Origin of the sequence: Clostridium sp. (assembly GCF_018372875.1) — a bacterium.
In the GTDB taxonomy this organism is placed as follows: domain Bacteria; phylum Bacillota; class Clostridia; order Clostridiales; family Clostridiaceae; genus Clostridium.
Genome location: NZ_JAHAIF010000058.1, coordinates 1 through 16951, shown reverse-complemented (window position 1 = coordinate 16951; position 16951 = coordinate 1). Strand labels below are relative to the sequence as shown.

The following is a 16951-nucleotide window of genomic DNA, read 5'->3' as shown; positions in this document are numbered from 1 at the left end:
GAAACACTCCTTCCCATACCGAACAGGAAAGTTAAGCTCTATAGCGCCAATGGTACTGCATGGGAGACCGTGTGGGAGAGTAGGACGTTGCCAGGTTTTTATTTTGGCTCGATAGCTCAGTCGGTAGAGCAGAGGACTGAAAATCCTCGTGTCCCTGGTTCGATTCCTGGTCGAGCCACCAGAAAAAAGCACTAACAGACGTTAGTGCTTTTTTATTTTTATAAAATTTCTAAAATAGATTCTATATGTCCTTTTACTTTTACTTTTCTAAATTCATGAGTTAAGATACCATTCTCATCAATTATAAATGTACTTCTTTCGATTCCTAGTACTTTTTTTCCATACATATTCTTTTCTTTTATAACATCATATAATGAGCATACTATTTTTTCTTCATCACTTAAAAGAATAAAAGGTAATTCAAATTTTTTTATGAATTTATCGTGAGAAGTTAATGTGTCCTTACTAATTCCTATAACTATAGCATTTTTATCATTAATTATAGTATAATTATCCCTAAAGTCACAGGCTTCAGTTGTACAACCAGGAGTATTGTCCTTTGGATAAAAATAAAGAATAACTTTTTTACCTCTATACTCACTAAGTTTATGTTGCTTATTATCAGATCCCATAAGCTCAAAATCTGGGGCTAATTCACCTATTTTTAACATATTTATCTACCTCCATTTAATTAAAATATATTATATAATAATTATTATCCTTTATCAAGGAGAATATTACGAGTATAAATAATTAAGTTGTTATAAACAAATAATACTGATAAAATGTAATTAACCCTAAATTTTTAATAAAGGAGACGAATAATGGAAAATAAGGTATTAGCAGTTGTTGCAGGAAATGAAATTACACAAAAAGATTTAGAGGATATAATAAATAAGTATCCAGAAGATAGAAGAATGTATTTAAATACAGAAAGAGGTAGAAAAGAGTTATTAGAACAAACTATAGCTTTTGAATTATTTAATAAATTTGGTAATGAAATAGGATTAGATAATACTGATGAGTATAAAAATACATTAAATAGTCTAGCAAAGGAACTTTTAACTCAAATGTCAGTTCAAAAGATTCTTTCTGATGTAACTGTTACAGAGGAGGAAATTAAGAAGTTCTATGAAGATAATAAAGAACAATTTATGGATAAAGAAACAGTATCAGCTAAACATATTTTAGTTGAAAGTGAAGATGCAGCTAAGCAAATAAAAGAAGAGATAGATAATGGTTCAATATCTTTTGAAAATGCTGCGGCTAAATATTCTTCATGTCCTTCAAAAGAAGAAGGTGGAAACCTAGGTGAATTTGGAAGAGGAATGATGGTGCCAGAATTTGAAAATATGGCTTTTTCTTCTGAAGTGGGTAAAGTAACTGACCCAGTACAAACTCAATTCGGATATCACTTAATATTAGTTGAGAAAAAGAATGAAGCTAAAGAAAAGTCTTTTGAAGAAGTAAAAGATATGGTAGCTAATCAATTAATGCAACAAGCACAACAAAAGAAATATGTTGATATGGTACTTGAATTAGAAAGCAAGTATGGAGTAGATAGAAAATAATTAAAGAAGCCCTATGTGTTAGGGCTTCTTTTTATAACAATTCTTTAAAGCTCATTATATATTTGTCAGCAGTCTCTATTAAATCCTGTTTTTGATATTCTGCTGCTTTATCATATACTGCTATGACTTTCATATTAGCTGATTTAGCTCCTCTAACAGCTTCTATTATATCTTCAAAGACAATACAATCTGATGGTTTTACATTAAGTCTTGCAGCAGCCATTAAATACACATCGGGATTAGACTTGCTTTTTTTGGCTTCCTCTGTTGTAACTATTGCATCAAAAAGATCATAAACCTCTCTCTTGTTTAATACAGCTTCTAATAGAGGATAAGAATTGCTTGTAGCTAGTCCGATTTTTATACCCTTATTTTTTAAATGTGTAAGTAATTCTAGTACACCTTCTTTTAAGTATACATCTTTCAAATAATGTTTATAAGCCATATTGTGCCATGTATCCATTATTTCATCTAATGAATCAGCTAGATGAAATCTATTTTTAAAATAAACAGCCGTTTCTTGAAAACTTAAATGATTTATTTCATCTTTTAAATTTTGAGGCATTTCAAATCCTTTTTCCTTTAAGTAATCTATATCTATTTGTTCCCATATCCACATTGAATCAACCAAAGTTCCATCCAAATCAAATATGGCGCCTTTTATATTAGTAAACATTGCTCACCTCTTGTATTTAAATATAATTATATGATAACCTAAATATTTAAAATATCATAGAGATAAATATATAAATACATAAATATAAAAATATGTATTTATATATTTATATGGATAAATTTTTAATGAAAAAATTTAATTCATAAGTAAAAAGGTGTATTCAGAATGAAACTTATAGGAAAAGATATTCTGATGACTTTAAAGAAATGGTTGTTGAAGTTTATAAAACAGAAAGAATATAGAAGAAAGTGAAAATAAAATTTTAATATTAAAAGATAAAATGAGTGGATGGCCATGGAGAATAGAATATTATAATCTGATTAGGCTCCAAAGATTCATGGCAAAGGATATAACGTAAAGATTCAGCCGTTGGTGTTGATGTGTTAAATAAATACGTGGAAAATAATTATTTAATTCATACATAAATACATAATGAAAACTTTGTTAGAGGCATATATTTTAATGTATAAAATTAAAGGATTAGCAGATACTATTTAAATAAATTATTAAAGGGAGATAGTATTATGATTTTTATTGGAATTTGTATTTATGTATTTACTTTAGTTATGGCATATGCGTTATGCAAGGCTGCTAGTATGGACGAGGAATATAGAGAAGATATTAAGTAAAATAAAAAAAGCAGACATATGTCTGCTTTTTTTATTTGGTCGGGGTGACAGGGATCGAACCTGCGACCTCATGGTCCCAAACCACGCGCGCTCCCATCTGCGCCACACCCCGTAGCACATATATTATTATATATATATACGATTATATTGTCAAATATAAGTTTTATATTAGCATAAGAAATAATGTTAGGTGCATAAAGAAGAATATTGATATTAAGTAAAGTATTTAGCAGATAATTATGTGTATAAATATGTCACTAGAAGCATTTACCGTTGTTTCAAGTGAAGGGAAATGTTATAATAAATAATGTGATTCTAAATAGTATAACAAAATACGGGGGGAGGGATGGTCAAAACGACCACATATAATGAAAAAAAAGGTTTTATCTGCAATTGTTGCAGGTATAATGGCGATTACATTAATAGGACCGCATATGGCAGTAAGTGCTACTCCTGATAGTGGACAAGTGCAGGAAGCTAGACAGAAGTATGAAGAGCTAACTAAAAAAATTAATGAAATCGATAGACAAATTCAAGTTCTAGATAATCAAATAGTTCCACTAGTAGAGAAGATAAATAGTAATAAGAATGAAATTTCAAATATAAATAGAGAAATAGATAATGCAAATAAAGAAATAGAGCAAGCAAAAGAAGATATAGCTGACCAAGAAGAACTATTAGGTAAAAGATTAAGAGAGCTATATAAGTCAGGTGGACAAACTAGCTACATATCACTAATTTTCTCTGCAGAAAGCTTTAGTGATTTAATAACTAAGATAGATTCTGCTTCTAGATTAGTTAAACTTGATCAACAGGTTGTTGAAGAGCTATTAGAAAAGCAAGAACAACTTGATGAAAAGGTTAAGTCTTTAGAAGTTAAGGGCGAAGAGATAAAGAAGATAAATGAGGATATACAAAAGAAACTACAAGATTTTGAAGCTAAAAAAGATGAGCAACAAGTGTTAATAGATCAAGCAGAAAGTGAACAAAAAGAGTTTGATAGACTTTACTTAGCAGACCTTGAAAGAGAAATAGTAAAGGGATTAGTTAGTATTTGTTATGATTCTAGTAGTTCAAGACAAAGCTTAGAAAATGCAGTTTTTCAATTAAGAGCTTTAAGAAAGGGACAACTTAAGAGCCCTACAGTAGATTCTGAGGTAGTAGACGCAATAGAAAATGCTAAGAAGTTAATTGAGAAGAAAAAAGCAGAAGAAGCTGCGGCTAATGCACCTAATAGAGGAAATGGTTCTACTGTAACTGGTAGTGCATCAGCTATATTAAATGAAGCGTACAAGCATATTGGAAAGCCTTATGTTTGGGGCGCTACTGGCCCTAATTCCTTTGACTGTTCTGGATTTACATCTTATGTTTATAGAAATGCAGCAGGAATAAATATAGGAAGAACTACAAGAAATCAAATATATGCAGGAAGAGAAGTTTCTAGATCTGAATTACAACCTGGAGACTTAGTATTCCCACATGCTGACCATGTAGGTATTTATGTAGGTGATGGTAAGATGATACATGCACCTAAACCAGGTAAGAATGTAGAAGTTATACCTATGTATGGTTTCTGGAGAGCTAGAAGAATATTGAATTAATAATGAAAGAGGGCAAAGTTTTGCTCTCTTTTTTTGTAGACATAAGAATGTAAAAGTTAAGATTTTATAGTTAAATTGTAGCTTTATCAATTTAGTTTGTGAATAAATTGATATTAATGTATAATGGTATGGATATTTTTTAGAGAGGTTTTAAAATGAGTGATTTAGATAAAGTTGTGTTAAATGATGAGTCCATAGATGATTTACAATTAAAAGGATTAAAACTAATTCAAAAGAAAGATGCTTTTAGATTTGGCGTTGATGCTGTTTTATTATCTGATTTTTCAAGAGTAAAGAGCAGACATAGGGTTATAGATTTATGTTCAGGAACTGGTATAATTCCCTTTTTATTAGTGGGAAAATATAATCCAGAAGAGGTTGTAGCTTTAGAAATACAAAATGATATGGCTGATATGGCAGAGAGAAGTGTAAAGTTAAATTCATTGGAAGATAAAATAAAAGTATATAGTAGAGATCTTAAAGATATAGATTTCTTAAAGAGTATTGGAAGGTTTGATGTGCTAACAGTAAATCCACCATATAAGATTAATAATGGAGGTATAGTAAATCCATCAGACAAGTTAGCTATAGCTAGACATGAAGTAATGTGTACTTTAGAAGATGTTATTAAGGCAGCTAGGACATTGCTTAAAGATAATGGAAGGATGTATATGGTACATAGACCAGAAAGATTGGCAGATATAATGGTTTTAATGAGGAAGTATAAGATAGAACCAAAGAGAGTAAGGATGGTTCATCCTAATACTAAAAAAGCACCTAATATTGTTCTTATTGAAGGACAAAGGGATGGTGGAAGCTTTTTAAAGTGGGAAGAATCATTATATGTATACAATGATAAGGGTGAATATAGTGATGAGATTAATAGAATTTACGGAAGGAGTGAAGTGTAATGACAATAGGAAAGCTTTTTTTAGTTCCTACACCGATAGGGAATTTAAAAGATATAACATTAAGAGCTTTAGATGTATTAAAGTTTGTAGATATTATAGCGGCAGAAGATACTAGACAATCATTAAAGCTATTAAATCATTTTGAAATAAAGAAAACCTTGATTAGCTATCATCAACATAATGAACAAGGAAAAAGTGAAGAAATTATAGATAGATTAGAAAGAGGAGAGAATATAGCATTAGTTACAGATGCAGGAACGCCAGGAATATCTGATCCAGGAGCTATTATTGTAAGTAGGTGTATTGAAAAACAAATTCCATTTGAAGTGTTACCAGGAGCTACAGCAATAACAACTGCATTAGTTTATTCAGGGCTAGATACGACAAAGTTTATCTTTAGAGGATTCATTCCAAGAGAAACTAAAGAACGAAAGATACTTCTTGAAGAGATAAAAGATGTTAAGGAATCCATAATAATATATGAATCTCCACATAGATTGTTATCAACATTAGATTTAATATACAATAATCTTGGTAATAGAAAGATAGCTGTATGTAGAGAATTGACGAAATTACATGAAGAGATAGTTAGAGGAAGTATAGAGGAAGTTATTCAAACTTTTGAAGAAAGAACTATAAAGGGAGAATTTGTTTTAGTTATTGAAGGTAAACAGCAAGAAATGATAGAAGAAGAGAATAGAAAGAAGTGGGAGAATCTAACTATAAGAGAGCATATATTATATTACATAGAAAATGGTTCTAGTAAAAAGGATGCAATTAAGTTAGTTGCTAAAGATAGAAATGTTCCTAAGGGAGAGATATATAAGCATTCCACAGATATTTAAATAAAAAAAGACCTCTGGGGATAGAGGTCTTTCTAAATGAGAGATTTTGGGGAAATCTCTCTATATTATTACTTATTGTTTCTTATTTCTTCTAAACACTTTTTACAAATGTTTTTACCTTTATAGTTTATAACATCTCTAGCATCGCCACAGAAAATACAAGCTGGTTCGTATTTCTTTAATATAATTTGTTCACCGTCAACATATATTTCTAAAGCGTCTTTTTCAGCTATATCTAATGTTCTTCTTAATTCTATAGGAATTACTATTCTTCCTAGTTCATCTACTCTTCTTACTACACCTGTTGATTTCATAAAAGTTTTCCTCCTTAATTTCGCATCTTTCGACATTTTACTATGTTATGTTACCAAAATTGTAATTTAAAGTCAACCAAAAAATCAAAATTATTTTCATAAATTACAAAATTCTATCTAAAAGTATGTTATAAATAGAATATACTACCATAAAAATAAATTGTCAATACTTTACAATTAAAAAATGAAAATAAATATTTTTCTTACAAATGGCTTGTCCTCTTGTTTTTAGAGGTTGATAAGAAAACGTATAACTAAAATTGAAAAAAAAAGAGAAAAAAATAAACAAAAAATGTTAATTAGTAATTGTCAAATATGCCGAATTAATATAATATAATGTCGAAGAAATAATAACTATAATATGAATTAAATTTATAAGTTATGAAAATACTAAAAATATATATTATAATGCTAAAAGTAACTTGTAATAAGTTTTTGCATACTATATAATATATTTGGATAATAAAAGTTAAAGGTGGAAGTAAGTATGAATAAAAAGATAGATTCAGATTATATAAAGACTCTGGCAGAAGAGATGTCTAAAAATAGTTTAATATCATACAATGATTTACCACAATATGATTTATTTTTATCTCAAGTAATTGACTTTCTTAATGATAAATTTACTGAAGATAAATATACAAATAACATCGTTCAAAATTATATAAAGAGTGAAGTTATTACTAAACCTGAGGATGGTAAAAAAAGAGGATATACTAAGTTACATTTAGTGCAATTAGTGTTATTAAGTTACATGAGACCTGTATTGACAACAGAGGAAATAAAAAAGGTATTCAGTTTAGCTTTTAATGAAATAAATGATAGAAATGATGATATAATTTCATGGGAAACAGCGTATAAGATATTCGTAGAAATTCAAAAAGAAAGCTATGATTCATTTTTATCTAATCCAATAGGGGATGAGGAAAAGCTTGATGAAATAATGAAGAATTTTGATCTTCAAGAGAAAGATGAAGATAGAATTAGAGTATTCATATTAGTAATATCATTAATAGCACAGGCTAGCGTTATAAAGAAGCTAGTTCAAAAGATAGCAACAGAATACGATGCAGAATAGGAGAATTATATTTCTCCTTTTTTTATTCTTTAGACTTAATTATAAATAATATTAAAGATAGAAGAGTTGATTGTATGCAGGTTAGAGTACTGAAGAAATCTGTACGAGAATTTGTAGAACTTGTTTTAAGTTCTGGAAGTTTAGATAATAGATTTACTTCTAATGCAAGAGCTATTGAAGGAGTAAAAGCTCATCAAAAACTTCAAAAAAGTAATGCTGAAGTGTATAAAAATTACGAAAAAGAAGTATTTTTAAAACTTAATATTGATATGGATATATTTATTCTTGATTTAGAAGGTAGATGCGATGGAATTATTGCTGAAGGAAATGATTTAATAGTAGAGGAGATAAAATCGACATATAAGCCTTTGTATGAGATAGAGGAAGATTATAATGTACTGCATTGGGCACAAGCAAAATTATATGGATATATGCTGTGTAAAGAGCGTGATATAGATAACATATATGTACAGCTAAGTTATTATAATCTTGATACTAATGAGGTGAAGTCCTTCAGGAAAAACTACTCAATTAAACAATTATATGATTTTCTAATTAGTATGGTTAAGTCATATCATCAATATGCAGAACTTGATTATAATCATAAGAAAAAAAGAAATAAGAGTATAAAGAATTTACAGTTCCCATTTGATAAGTATAGAAAAGGGCAACTAGAATTAGCAAAGTCTTGGTATAGTACCATAAAAGAAGGTAATAAAATTTTTGCACAAGCGCCTACAGGAATAGGAAAAACTGTATCTACTATTTTCCCTGCAATTAAAGCTGTTGGGGAAGGGCTTGGGGAAAGAATTTTTTATCTTACAGCAAAGAATGTTAATAGAAAAGTTGCAGAAGAAACCTTAGAGAAGCTTAGAGATAAGGGCCTAATTTATAGAACAGTAACATTAGTTGCTAAGGAAAAAATATGTATTAATGATAAGGTTAGTTGTAATCCTGATGATTGTATTTATGCTAGAGGGTATTATGATAAGGTGAAAAATGTTATATATGCTATATTAATGAGTGAATATTCAATTTCCAGGGAAATACTTTGTGAATTTGGGGAAAAGTATGAAGTATGTCCCTTTGAACTAGCTTTAGATCTTATAAACTGGAGCGATGGGGTAATATGTGATTATAATTATATATTTGATCTAAGGGTTTATTTAAGAAGAGTTCTAGATGAAGCTGGAAAAGATAATATATTATTAATTGATGAGTCGCATAATCTTGTAGATAGAGGAAGAGATATGTATACTGCAAGATTATTAAAAAGCAAATTTATGCAATTAAGAAAAGAGACCAAAGGAAAGTGTCCTACATTGTATAAAGCTTTAAATAAAATAAATAGTTTTTTTATAGAAGAAAAAAGGATATGCGAATCGGAAGACAAAGGATATTACTATACAAAGGATGAGCCTAAAGAAATATATAAGTTATTAAGAAGCCTTATGAAGGAAGCTGATGAGTTTTTAACCCAGGGAGATAAATATTCCTTTAATGAAGATTTATTAGAGTTATATTTCGATTGTAGTAAGTTTTTAACCATATCAGAATTATATGGAGAGGAATACTTTACTTATATAGAATTAAAAAATGATGATGTGGAATTGTGCATATATTGTGTAAATCCTTCTGAAAAAATAAAAGGAATTGTGGATAAAGTTAAAGCAAGTATATTTTTTTCAGCAACCTTAGAACCATTTCACTATTTTATTAAATCCCTAGGGGGAAGTAGTGATGATTATAGAATAAGATTAAGCTCACCATTTCCTAAAGAAAACTTAGAAGTATATTTATATGCTGGAAATACAAGATATAAACAGAGAGAGCGTACTCTTCCTAGGATATGCAATGAAATAAATAAGTTTGTAAGAGAGGTAGAGGGAAATTATATGGTTTTCTTTCCTTCGTATGAATATATGTATAAGGCTTATGATTTTTTAAAGGAATGCATAAGTTTAGATAGATTAATGATTCAATCTGGAGACATGGATGAAGAGGCAAAAGAAAAGTTTTTAAATGAATTTTCAGGTGGTAGAAATAATATTGCCCTATGTGTAATGGGAGGTAGTTTTTCAGAAGGTGTAGACCTTCCAGGAGAAAAATTAATTGGAGCAGTTATAGTTGGAGTGGGATACCCTAAGATAAGTTTAGAAAGGGAATTGATAAAGGAATACTATAATAATAATGGAGAGGCCTTCTCATATATATATCCCGGAATAAATAAAGTAATGCAGGCTGTGGGTAGAGTGATAAGGACTGAAGAGGATAAAGGAAGAATATTATTAATAGATGATAGATATTTAAGTAGAACTTATTCAGAGTTATTACCTAGTCAATGGAATATAATAAAAAGGTAAAAGAGAGTGGATTTTCACTCTCTTTTAATTATATTGTTACTATAAAGTTACATTCAAACTTTCCGTTTACTTCTAAAGATATAACGCCATCTTTATCTTTGAATTCGCCTTCAAAGTCAGCAAAGTCGGCATGACCATACCAAGGTTCAATACATACAAAAGGAGCACCTGTTACAGGAGCCCATAGACCAAGGTCAGGAAATCCAGTAAAATCTAAAGTTAAAGATTTAGTACCCTTTTTTGATTCTATAGATATTTTATTTGACTTCAAGCTATTAAAAACTAAAGCATCATTTTTAAATAATTCCTTAGATAAAGGGATTATATTTGAGTTATCTAAGAAATCTTTTGTTTCTCCAGTAAATAATCCTTGAGAGTTTAATAACATAATAGGAGCATTTTCTTTTTCGTTAAATTTAAAGTAATAATCATTTAATGAAAGTCCTTCTTCTATAGGGCACATAAATGCTGGGTGAGATCCTATAGAGAAAAGAATATTTTTATCATCTAAATTCTTAACTGTATAAGTTACTTTAACTCCATTATCTAATAAAGTATAAGTTATTTGCAAAGAGAACTTAAAAGGATAGACTTTTAATGTATCATCTGAGTATACTAATTCAAAAGTTATTGATTCTTTATCTTGAGTTAGTAGATTAAATTCAGATATTCTAGCTAGACCGTGTTGAGGGAGCTCATAAGTTTTTCCTTCAACTCTGTACTTAAGATCTTTAACCTTACCTACTATAGGAAATAGTATAGGAGCATGATACTTCCAATATTCTGGATTACCATTCCATAAGTATTCAGTATTATCTTTTTTGCTTTTTAAAGAATGGATTTCTCCACCATAAGTGCTTGCTGTTATACTTATATTAGAATTTTCTAATGTATAAATCACAAAATTACCACCTTTCAGTTAGTTAGAATTATTAAAATTGTTAATATAATACATGAAGATTATACTATAGTACATACAAGAATAAAACAGGTATATAATTTTTAAACTATGTGATAAAATTATAAGGACAATAATACAATAATCTTAGGAGAGTATGCAGAAATGCTCTCCTAATTTATTTGTACATACATAATTACTTCTTGAAGTGATAACATAATATATAGAAAGTATTAATAGAATAAAATAAAAGAATTGAAATGGTGAGATTATGAAAAAAGAAAAATATACTATGTCAAAGATGGATTTGTTTATACATTTAATAGTTAAGTCAAAAAGAGATGATATATTTTCTTTGGCATCACAATTGGCATATTATTTGGTATTATCCTTTTTCCCTTTTTTAATTTTTTTAATTACTTTAATAGGTTTTATAAAACCAAATCCAGAGCAAGTATTATATGGAATAAGTGTGTTGCTTCCTACAAGTGTATTTGAGCTTATTCAATCTACAGTTAGCGAAATAATTAGTTCACAAAATGCAGGATTATTAGGGGTATCAGTTTTATTAACAATTTGGACAGCTTCTTCCGGTTTTAGGGCAGTTATAAAAGGAATAAACAAGGCATATAACCTAAATGATAAAAGATCATATATAACAAGATCTGTTATATCTTATTTAAGTACAATAGTTCTTGCGATTACAATTATATTAACCTTAACATTATTGGTTTTTGGTAAAATAATAGGAGATTATCTAATTACGTTATTACCGTTAAGTGGCTTAATGGATTTTATATGGAACATAGTTAGATATGGGGTCATATTGGTAGTCTTAATATTAGTCTTTGCAACTATATATAGGTATACTCCATGTAAGAGAGTTCCTTGGAAAAATACTATTCCAGGAGCGGTGTTTAGTACATTTGGATGGATAATATTTTCTATAGTATTTTCATTTTATATTAATAATTTTGGAAACTATTCACGGCTATATGGGGGATTAGCAGCAGTCTTTATATTAATGATATGGTTGTTTTTAATGTCTATAATATTTATTTTAGGAGTAGAAATTAATTCTGTATTGGAAAAAGGTAGGATGGATTGAAAAAAGAAACTACAGTTTAGTGGTTTCTTTTTTATTTTTAGGAGGTTACAATATTATCTAATCTGTGTATAGTTTTAGCGTGTAAGTTATTTTCCTTCATATATGGAATAAGGCTAAAAAATATTGACATAAGCTGAATATTAATAGAATTAGTTGTCAAGTATTATAAAAGAAAATATTCAGGAGGTGTTAGTATGAATAAAATAGTATTATTAGGGAGACTTATAAGAGATCCTGAACTAAGAGAATTAGAAAACGGAGATAAGTCATTTACAAAGTTTATTATAGCAGTAGATAGAAATTTTAAGTCTGCTGACGGCACAAGAAAAGCTGATTTAATTCCAGTTACAGTATGGGGAAAAAAAGCTGAGGTTATATGTAAGTATATGAAAAAGGGAAGCTATATTAGCCTAAGTGGAAGATTAAGAACTGGTAGTTATGAGGATAGAGACGGTAATAAGAAGTACCTTGCGGAGGTAGTAGCAGAAGATTTTAAATTCGTTGGAGGCAGACGTACAGAGGAAAATAATATGGACCATGCCACAGGTGAATAAGAGTTGAATAACTTATAATATATGGTATACTTATAATATAAGTGTTAACGTATACAAATTCAACTATGGTATTTTAGGGTAAGAAAAGAAGAGCTTTTTCGCTCTTCTTTCTTTTTATACAAAATATATATTACAATTTATTATTTGTTTAATATTTAGTAGGCAAATAGTTTTTTTCGACAATATATATTAATTAAGTGGAGAAAAAAGAGGTTACGCTTGTTAATAGTAATAGAAGAAGTGATTAAAAAGTTGTTTTATGTAAATAAATAAATAATTGTTTTTTTATTAGGACCTCATGGTTTGACAATATTCTGACAATTGTTATGATAACATCTACTTAACAATAATAGTTGTTTTAAGACCTAGGAGGTAATATATATGGTATTAGAAAAGCTTATAATTACAAGATCAATAGACGATATAGAAATGAAGTATACTTATAGTCTTACTAAGGAAAGCCTTAATAATGTACAAGCATATGGAATAAAGGTTGAGAGATTAGATATAAAATATGGAACTATTATCAATAGAGTAGAAGATGGAGTTAAGTATATATCAACTCAACGCCATAAAGTTAAAGGTTTACTTAACTTGCTTTATAAAAATGAAGTATCTCCAATACATTTAATAGATATTATAGGTGAGTATGTTGATAAATGGGTAGGGGATTTTGAAGAATCTAAAAAGATGGTTAATATACTTTAATAATAGTAAAATATTGATTGGAGGTGGAAAATGATTAGAGGTATAGGAACAGATATAGTTCAAGTAGATAGAATAGGAACAGCAATTAAACGAACTCCTATGTTTTTAGAAAAGGTTTTTACTGAAGAGGAAAGAAAGTATTTTAAAAGTAGAAAGGACAATTTAGAAACTATTGCGGGAAATTTTGCAGCTAAAGAAGCTATTAGTAAGGCACTAGGAACTGGAATAAGGAGATTTGGATTATTAGATATAGAAATACTAAGAAATGAGATGGGACAACCTATTGTAAATATAAGTGATAAAGTAAGAGAAGTTATTTCTATTAAAGAAGATTTTTTAATTCATGTATCTATATCTCATACAAGTGAAAATGCAACTGCCTTTGCCATCTGGGAGGAGGTGACATAATTAATGTATGTGGTATCAAGACAGACAGCTAAGTTAATTGACGAATATACTATAAATACTATTGGGATCCCTAGTGTACTTCTTATGGAGAACGCAGGAGAGAAAATTTTTGAATCAATAAAATCTAAGGGAGATAAATATATTGTATTTTGTGGTATAGGCAATAATGGTGGAGATGGATTAGTAATAGCAAGAAAGCTTTTTATATTTGGTAAGGATGTAAAAGTTATTGTTATAAATTTTGGCACTAAAAAAGGTGAGGAGTTTATTACAAACCTTAATATTATAAAAAAGTTAAATATAGAAATAAAAGAGATTAATAAGGACAGTGATTTTAATAAAGAACTTATAGATGATATAAAAAATTCAGATATTGTTGTAGATTCTATATTTGGTATAGGATTAAATAGAAGAATTGATGGGGTTATTTATAAAGTTATAGAATCAATAAATACATATTCTAAATATGTTATTTCTGTAGACACGCCATCTGGAATAGATAGTAATTCTGGAGAGGTATTAGGAATAGCAATAAAGGCAAATGAAACTTATACTATAGAAAATGTAAAAATAGGTTTTGTTAGATACGATGCTTTTGAATATTTAGGGAAAGTAAAAGTTGTATATATAGGAATTCCTGACTCTGTAAAAGAAAAGTTTAACGAGAAAGTTTCATTTTTACATAGGTATGAATATAAAAAAATGATTCCAATAAGAAAGGTTTGGGGACATAAAGGAGATTACGGAAAAGTTATGTTAATAGGAGGTAGTCCAGGTTTTTCAGGAGCAGCATATATTTGTGCTGAAGCTGTTGTAAGAAGCGGAGCTGGATTAGTTTCACTTTTAACAGACTTAAATACACAACAAGTATTGTCAAATAAATTAATTGAGGCAATGACTGTTAATTATGAAGAGCAAGACAGAATTAATAATTTACTTGAAACTTGTAATGTTATTGCATGTGGCCCAGGATTAGGCGTAAGTGATGATAAGTATGATATTTTAAACAGATGCATAAAAGAAACTGAGGTTCCTATAATATTAGATGCTGATGCCTTAAATATACTTGCCAATAATAAAGAGCTACTATCTTTAGTGAAAAATAGATCAGTAATAACACCTCATCTTGGAGAGTTTAGTAGGTTATCTGGGTATAGCATAGAAGAAATAGAAAAGGATAGGGTAAATTTAGCAAAAAGATACGCCCTACAACATGATGTTATAGTTGTATTGAAGGGATATAATACAATAATTACAGACGGATATGAGGTAGTAATTAATTATACTGGTAATAGTAAGATGGCATCTGGAGGTATGGGGGATTGCCTTACTGGAATAATAGCATCTTTTGTCGGTCAAGGTATGAGTAAATTTAAGGCAGCTATATTAGCTTGTTATATACATGGTTTAGCTGGAGATAAAGCTAGCAAGGATAAATATAGTGTTTCTGCTACAGATATAATAGCAGAACTACCTAAAATAATAGAAGAAGCAATCATTAGTTAGAATATTTTCTCCAAGGTTTTAATAATAGTATTAGTGAATAATTAACTTTGGAGGCAATATGAAGAGTGAAAAGAACTTATTGAACAAAATTAAAGAGAGAAAAGTCTTGTTATTACTATTATTACTTATTCCTTTTATATCTATAATAGTTATTATTGGGTTTAGGCATAATTATGCACCAACCAATGAAGAAATTATAGAATACATTAAGAATTCTAAGGCTTATACATCTAAGGCTGAATATAAGATAAAGAATTCAAAAGGTGAATACAAAGAGGATACAAACATATATTACTGCAAGGATGTTGGAATGAGAATTGAATTTGGGCAAGATAGAATTAAAATTTATAAAGATGGTTATATAAGTATGCAAGATAAGGGCGGAAAGTATGAATTAGAAAAAGACTTTGATTCCCTATATCCCTTGTCATTTGTTAGTAATCTTTTATGTGGAGATATAGAGGAAATTAATGAAGGATCTGAAGAGTGGGGAGATATAAAGTACTTAGAGATAAAAGTTAATTTGTCTAATATAAATGATCATATGACATCGGCTAAAATTTATATAAATAAAGAAGATAAGACTCCTATAGTAACTAAAATTTATGACAAAGATGGGAAAAGTAGAGTAGATATAGTTTATAAAGAGTTCAATTACTTAAAAGAAATAGATAAAAATCTATTTTAAACAACAAATATAAGTATATAATTAGCAGAAAAGTATAAAAATATGATTTTATCTTTGACAATATGACATAAACTGAAATATAATTTTAGTATACATAGAATCCTTAGCTAAGGAGGCCGAATTATGTCGTTTGAGTCAATAGATAATGGTGTTTTAAAAAAAGATAAGAAACATAAAAATAATAGTAAATTATTTGATGAGAATTTAATAGTATATATTAATGAGGTTGATTCCTCACAAATGTTAGAAGTTATGAAGAGAGGATATATAGAAATGTCACAAATCAACTTAGAATTAGCTGAAGAGTGTGTTGACGAAATAAGTGATTATGAGACATGGCTTTGCGGAGTGTGATTTTTCAAATGACGACTATGTTAGTAAAAAGAGGGGATATATTCTACGCTGACTTAAGTCCTGTAATAGGATCAGAACAGGGTGGAATAAGACCAGTAATCATTATGCAAAATGATATTGGTAATAGATATAGCCCAACTGTTATTGTTGCTGCTATTACATCACAAATTAATAAAGCTAAGCTTCCTACACATGTGGAAATATCTTCTGAAGAATATGGTTTAAATAGAGATTCAGTTGTTTTACTTGAACAAATTAGAACATTAGATAAGAGAAGATTAAAAGAGAAAATAGGACATATGACAGATAGTGATATGGAAAAAGTAAATAAAGCTTTATTAATTAGTTTAAGTTTAGATTAAGCAAAAAGGTATTGAAGGGATAATCTTCAATACCTTTTATTATGTTGTAAAACAAAAAGTATATTATTATTTGAGGCTAAAAGAAAACATATTCATTAAATAGTATATACTAAATACTTATAAAAATGCGAAAAAGTTAACACAAATGATTAAATAGAATAGCAAAAGATTAAAAAGTGTGTTACAATAATCTTAATTAAATAGGGAAAAATAAAGTCTATAATTATTTTAAATTTTCTAGGAGGACATATAATGAAAAAAAATAAAGATGAATTAATCCAAATTTCTAAACAAATTAGAAAAGACATAGTAGAAATGTTAACAGAATCAGCATCAGGTCATCCAGGTGGATCACTTTCAGCGGCAGACATAGTTAC

18 protein-coding genes, 2 tRNA genes, 1 rRNA gene and 1 pseudogene are annotated in these 16951 nt (G+C 28.7%); 17 read left to right on the top strand and 5 right to left on the bottom strand.

All coding sequences use genetic code 11. The annotated features are described in order from the left end of the window. Both rrf and KIB46_RS14375 read left to right on the top strand, forming a co-directional pair. Positions 1 to 96 (top strand): 5S ribosomal RNA (gene rrf / locus KIB46_RS14380); the annotation flags it as partial. Positions 97 to 105: 9 nt separating this feature from the next. Then, positions 106 to 181: transfer RNA gene (locus KIB46_RS14375), tRNA-Phe, on the top strand. A gap of 37 nt (positions 182 to 218) precedes the next feature. Here the strand turns inward: KIB46_RS14375 and bcp are convergent. Beyond that, on the bottom strand, positions 219 to 671 hold the full coding sequence (bcp, locus tag KIB46_RS14370) for a thioredoxin-dependent thiol peroxidase (RefSeq protein ID WP_291672785.1): 453 nt from the start codon (positions 669 to 671) through the stop codon (positions 219 to 221). A gap of 153 nt (positions 672 to 824) precedes the next feature. Here bcp and KIB46_RS14365 point away from each other — a divergent pair, with 153 nt between their 5' ends. Beyond that, complete coding sequence (locus tag KIB46_RS14365) at positions 825 to 1571, top strand: peptidylprolyl isomerase (protein ID WP_156560169.1); 747 nt, start codon at positions 825 to 827, stop codon at positions 1569 to 1571. Positions 1572 to 1602: 31 nt separating this feature from the next. On the opposite strand, the gene KIB46_RS14360 is transcribed toward KIB46_RS14365, so the two are convergent. Both KIB46_RS14360 and KIB46_RS14355 read right to left on the bottom strand, forming a co-directional pair. Continuing rightward, positions 1603 to 2247 carry an HAD family phosphatase gene (locus KIB46_RS14360; protein ID WP_156560172.1) on the bottom strand — a complete coding sequence of 215 codons (645 nt, stop codon included), beginning with the start codon at positions 2245 to 2247 and terminating at the stop codon, positions 1603 to 1605. Positions 2248 to 2912: 665 nt separating this feature from the next. Continuing rightward, positions 2913 to 2988 (bottom strand) — tRNA-Pro (locus tag KIB46_RS14355). Positions 2989 to 3244: 256 nt separating this feature from the next. Between KIB46_RS14355 and KIB46_RS14350 the strand changes: the two genes are divergently transcribed. From KIB46_RS14350 to rsmI, 3 genes are all read left to right on the top strand, one after another. After that, positions 3245 to 4477, top strand: a complete 1233-nt coding sequence (locus KIB46_RS14350; protein WP_291672781.1) for a C40 family peptidase — start codon at positions 3245 to 3247, stop codon at positions 4475 to 4477. A gap of 155 nt (positions 4478 to 4632) precedes the next feature. Continuing rightward, positions 4633 to 5388 (top strand): tRNA1(Val) (adenine(37)-N6)-methyltransferase, encoded by a 756-nt coding sequence (locus KIB46_RS14345; protein ID WP_156560176.1) that lies wholly within the window; start codon positions 4633 to 4635, stop codon positions 5386 to 5388. Next, positions 5388 to 6233 (top strand): 16S rRNA (cytidine(1402)-2'-O)-methyltransferase, encoded by an 846-nt coding sequence (gene rsmI / locus KIB46_RS14340; protein WP_291672778.1) that lies wholly within the window; start codon positions 5388 to 5390, stop codon positions 6231 to 6233. Before KIB46_RS14345 ends, rsmI begins: the two co-directional genes overlap by 1 nt. A 68-nt stretch (positions 6234 to 6301) precedes the next feature. Here the strand turns inward: rsmI and KIB46_RS14335 are convergent, their stop codons facing one another. After that, entirely contained in the window at positions 6302 to 6547 is a 246-nt protein-coding gene (locus KIB46_RS14335) for an AbrB/MazE/SpoVT family DNA-binding domain-containing protein (RefSeq protein ID WP_027099158.1), read from the bottom strand. 487 nt (positions 6548 to 7034) lie between these two features. On the opposite strand from KIB46_RS14335, the gene KIB46_RS14330 reads away from it, so the two are divergent. Together KIB46_RS14330 and KIB46_RS14325 are read left to right on the top strand one after the other, a co-directional pair. Next, on the top strand, positions 7035 to 7625 hold the full coding sequence (locus tag KIB46_RS14330) for a DUF1836 domain-containing protein (RefSeq protein ID WP_156560181.1): 591 nt from the start codon (positions 7035 to 7037) through the stop codon (positions 7623 to 7625). 74 nt (positions 7626 to 7699) lie between these two features. Next, positions 7700 to 9988 (top strand): ATP-dependent DNA helicase, encoded by a 2289-nt coding sequence (locus KIB46_RS14325; RefSeq protein WP_291672775.1) that lies wholly within the window; start codon positions 7700 to 7702, stop codon positions 9986 to 9988. A 28-nt stretch (positions 9989 to 10016) separates the two neighbouring features. Here KIB46_RS14325 and KIB46_RS14320 read toward each other — a convergent pair whose 3' ends face one another. Beyond that, a complete protein-coding gene (locus tag KIB46_RS14320) occupies positions 10017 to 10889 on the bottom strand; it encodes an aldose 1-epimerase family protein (protein WP_291672773.1) in 873 nt (290 codons plus the stop codon). A gap of 268 nt (positions 10890 to 11157) precedes the next feature. On the opposite strand from KIB46_RS14320, the gene KIB46_RS14315 reads away from it, so the two are divergent. From KIB46_RS14315 to KIB46_RS14275, 9 genes and pseudogenes are all read left to right on the top strand, one after another. Then, positions 11158 to 11994 (top strand): YihY/virulence factor BrkB family protein, encoded by an 837-nt coding sequence (locus KIB46_RS14315; RefSeq protein WP_156560188.1) that lies wholly within the window; start codon positions 11158 to 11160, stop codon positions 11992 to 11994. Between the two features lie 194 nt (positions 11995 to 12188). Next, positions 12189 to 12548, top strand: a complete 360-nt coding sequence (locus KIB46_RS14310; protein ID WP_027099163.1) for a single-stranded DNA-binding protein — start codon at positions 12189 to 12191, stop codon at positions 12546 to 12548. 381 nt (positions 12549 to 12929) lie between these two features. Continuing rightward, positions 12930 to 13256 carry a DUF6514 family protein gene (locus KIB46_RS14305; protein WP_156560190.1) on the top strand — a complete coding sequence of 109 codons (327 nt, stop codon included), beginning with the start codon at positions 12930 to 12932 and terminating at the stop codon, positions 13254 to 13256. Between the two features lie 30 nt (positions 13257 to 13286). Next, on the top strand, positions 13287 to 13664 hold the full coding sequence (acpS, locus tag KIB46_RS14300; RefSeq protein ID WP_156560192.1) for a holo-ACP synthase: 378 nt from the start codon (positions 13287 to 13289) through the stop codon (positions 13662 to 13664). Between the two features lie 3 nt (positions 13665 to 13667). Further along, positions 13668 to 15170, top strand: a complete 1503-nt coding sequence (locus tag KIB46_RS14295) for an NAD(P)H-hydrate dehydratase (protein ID WP_291672768.1) — start codon at positions 13668 to 13670, stop codon at positions 15168 to 15170. 58 nt (positions 15171 to 15228) lie between these two features. Next, the gene (locus KIB46_RS14290; protein WP_156560196.1) at positions 15229 to 15858 is read left to right on the top strand and encodes a germination lipoprotein GerS-related protein; all 630 of its coding nucleotides are present in this window, start codon (positions 15229 to 15231) and stop codon (positions 15856 to 15858) included. Positions 15859 to 15981: 123 nt separating this feature from the next. Beyond that, the gene (locus KIB46_RS14285; protein ID WP_156560198.1) at positions 15982 to 16212 is read left to right on the top strand and encodes a hypothetical protein; all 231 of its coding nucleotides are present in this window, start codon (positions 15982 to 15984) and stop codon (positions 16210 to 16212) included. 8 nt (positions 16213 to 16220) lie between these two features. After that, entirely contained in the window at positions 16221 to 16574 is a 354-nt protein-coding gene (locus KIB46_RS14280; RefSeq protein ID WP_027099169.1) for a type II toxin-antitoxin system PemK/MazF family toxin, read from the top strand. 252 nt (positions 16575 to 16826) lie between these two features. Beyond that, positions 16827 to 16951, top strand: a pseudogene (locus KIB46_RS14275) (transketolase); the annotation flags it as partial.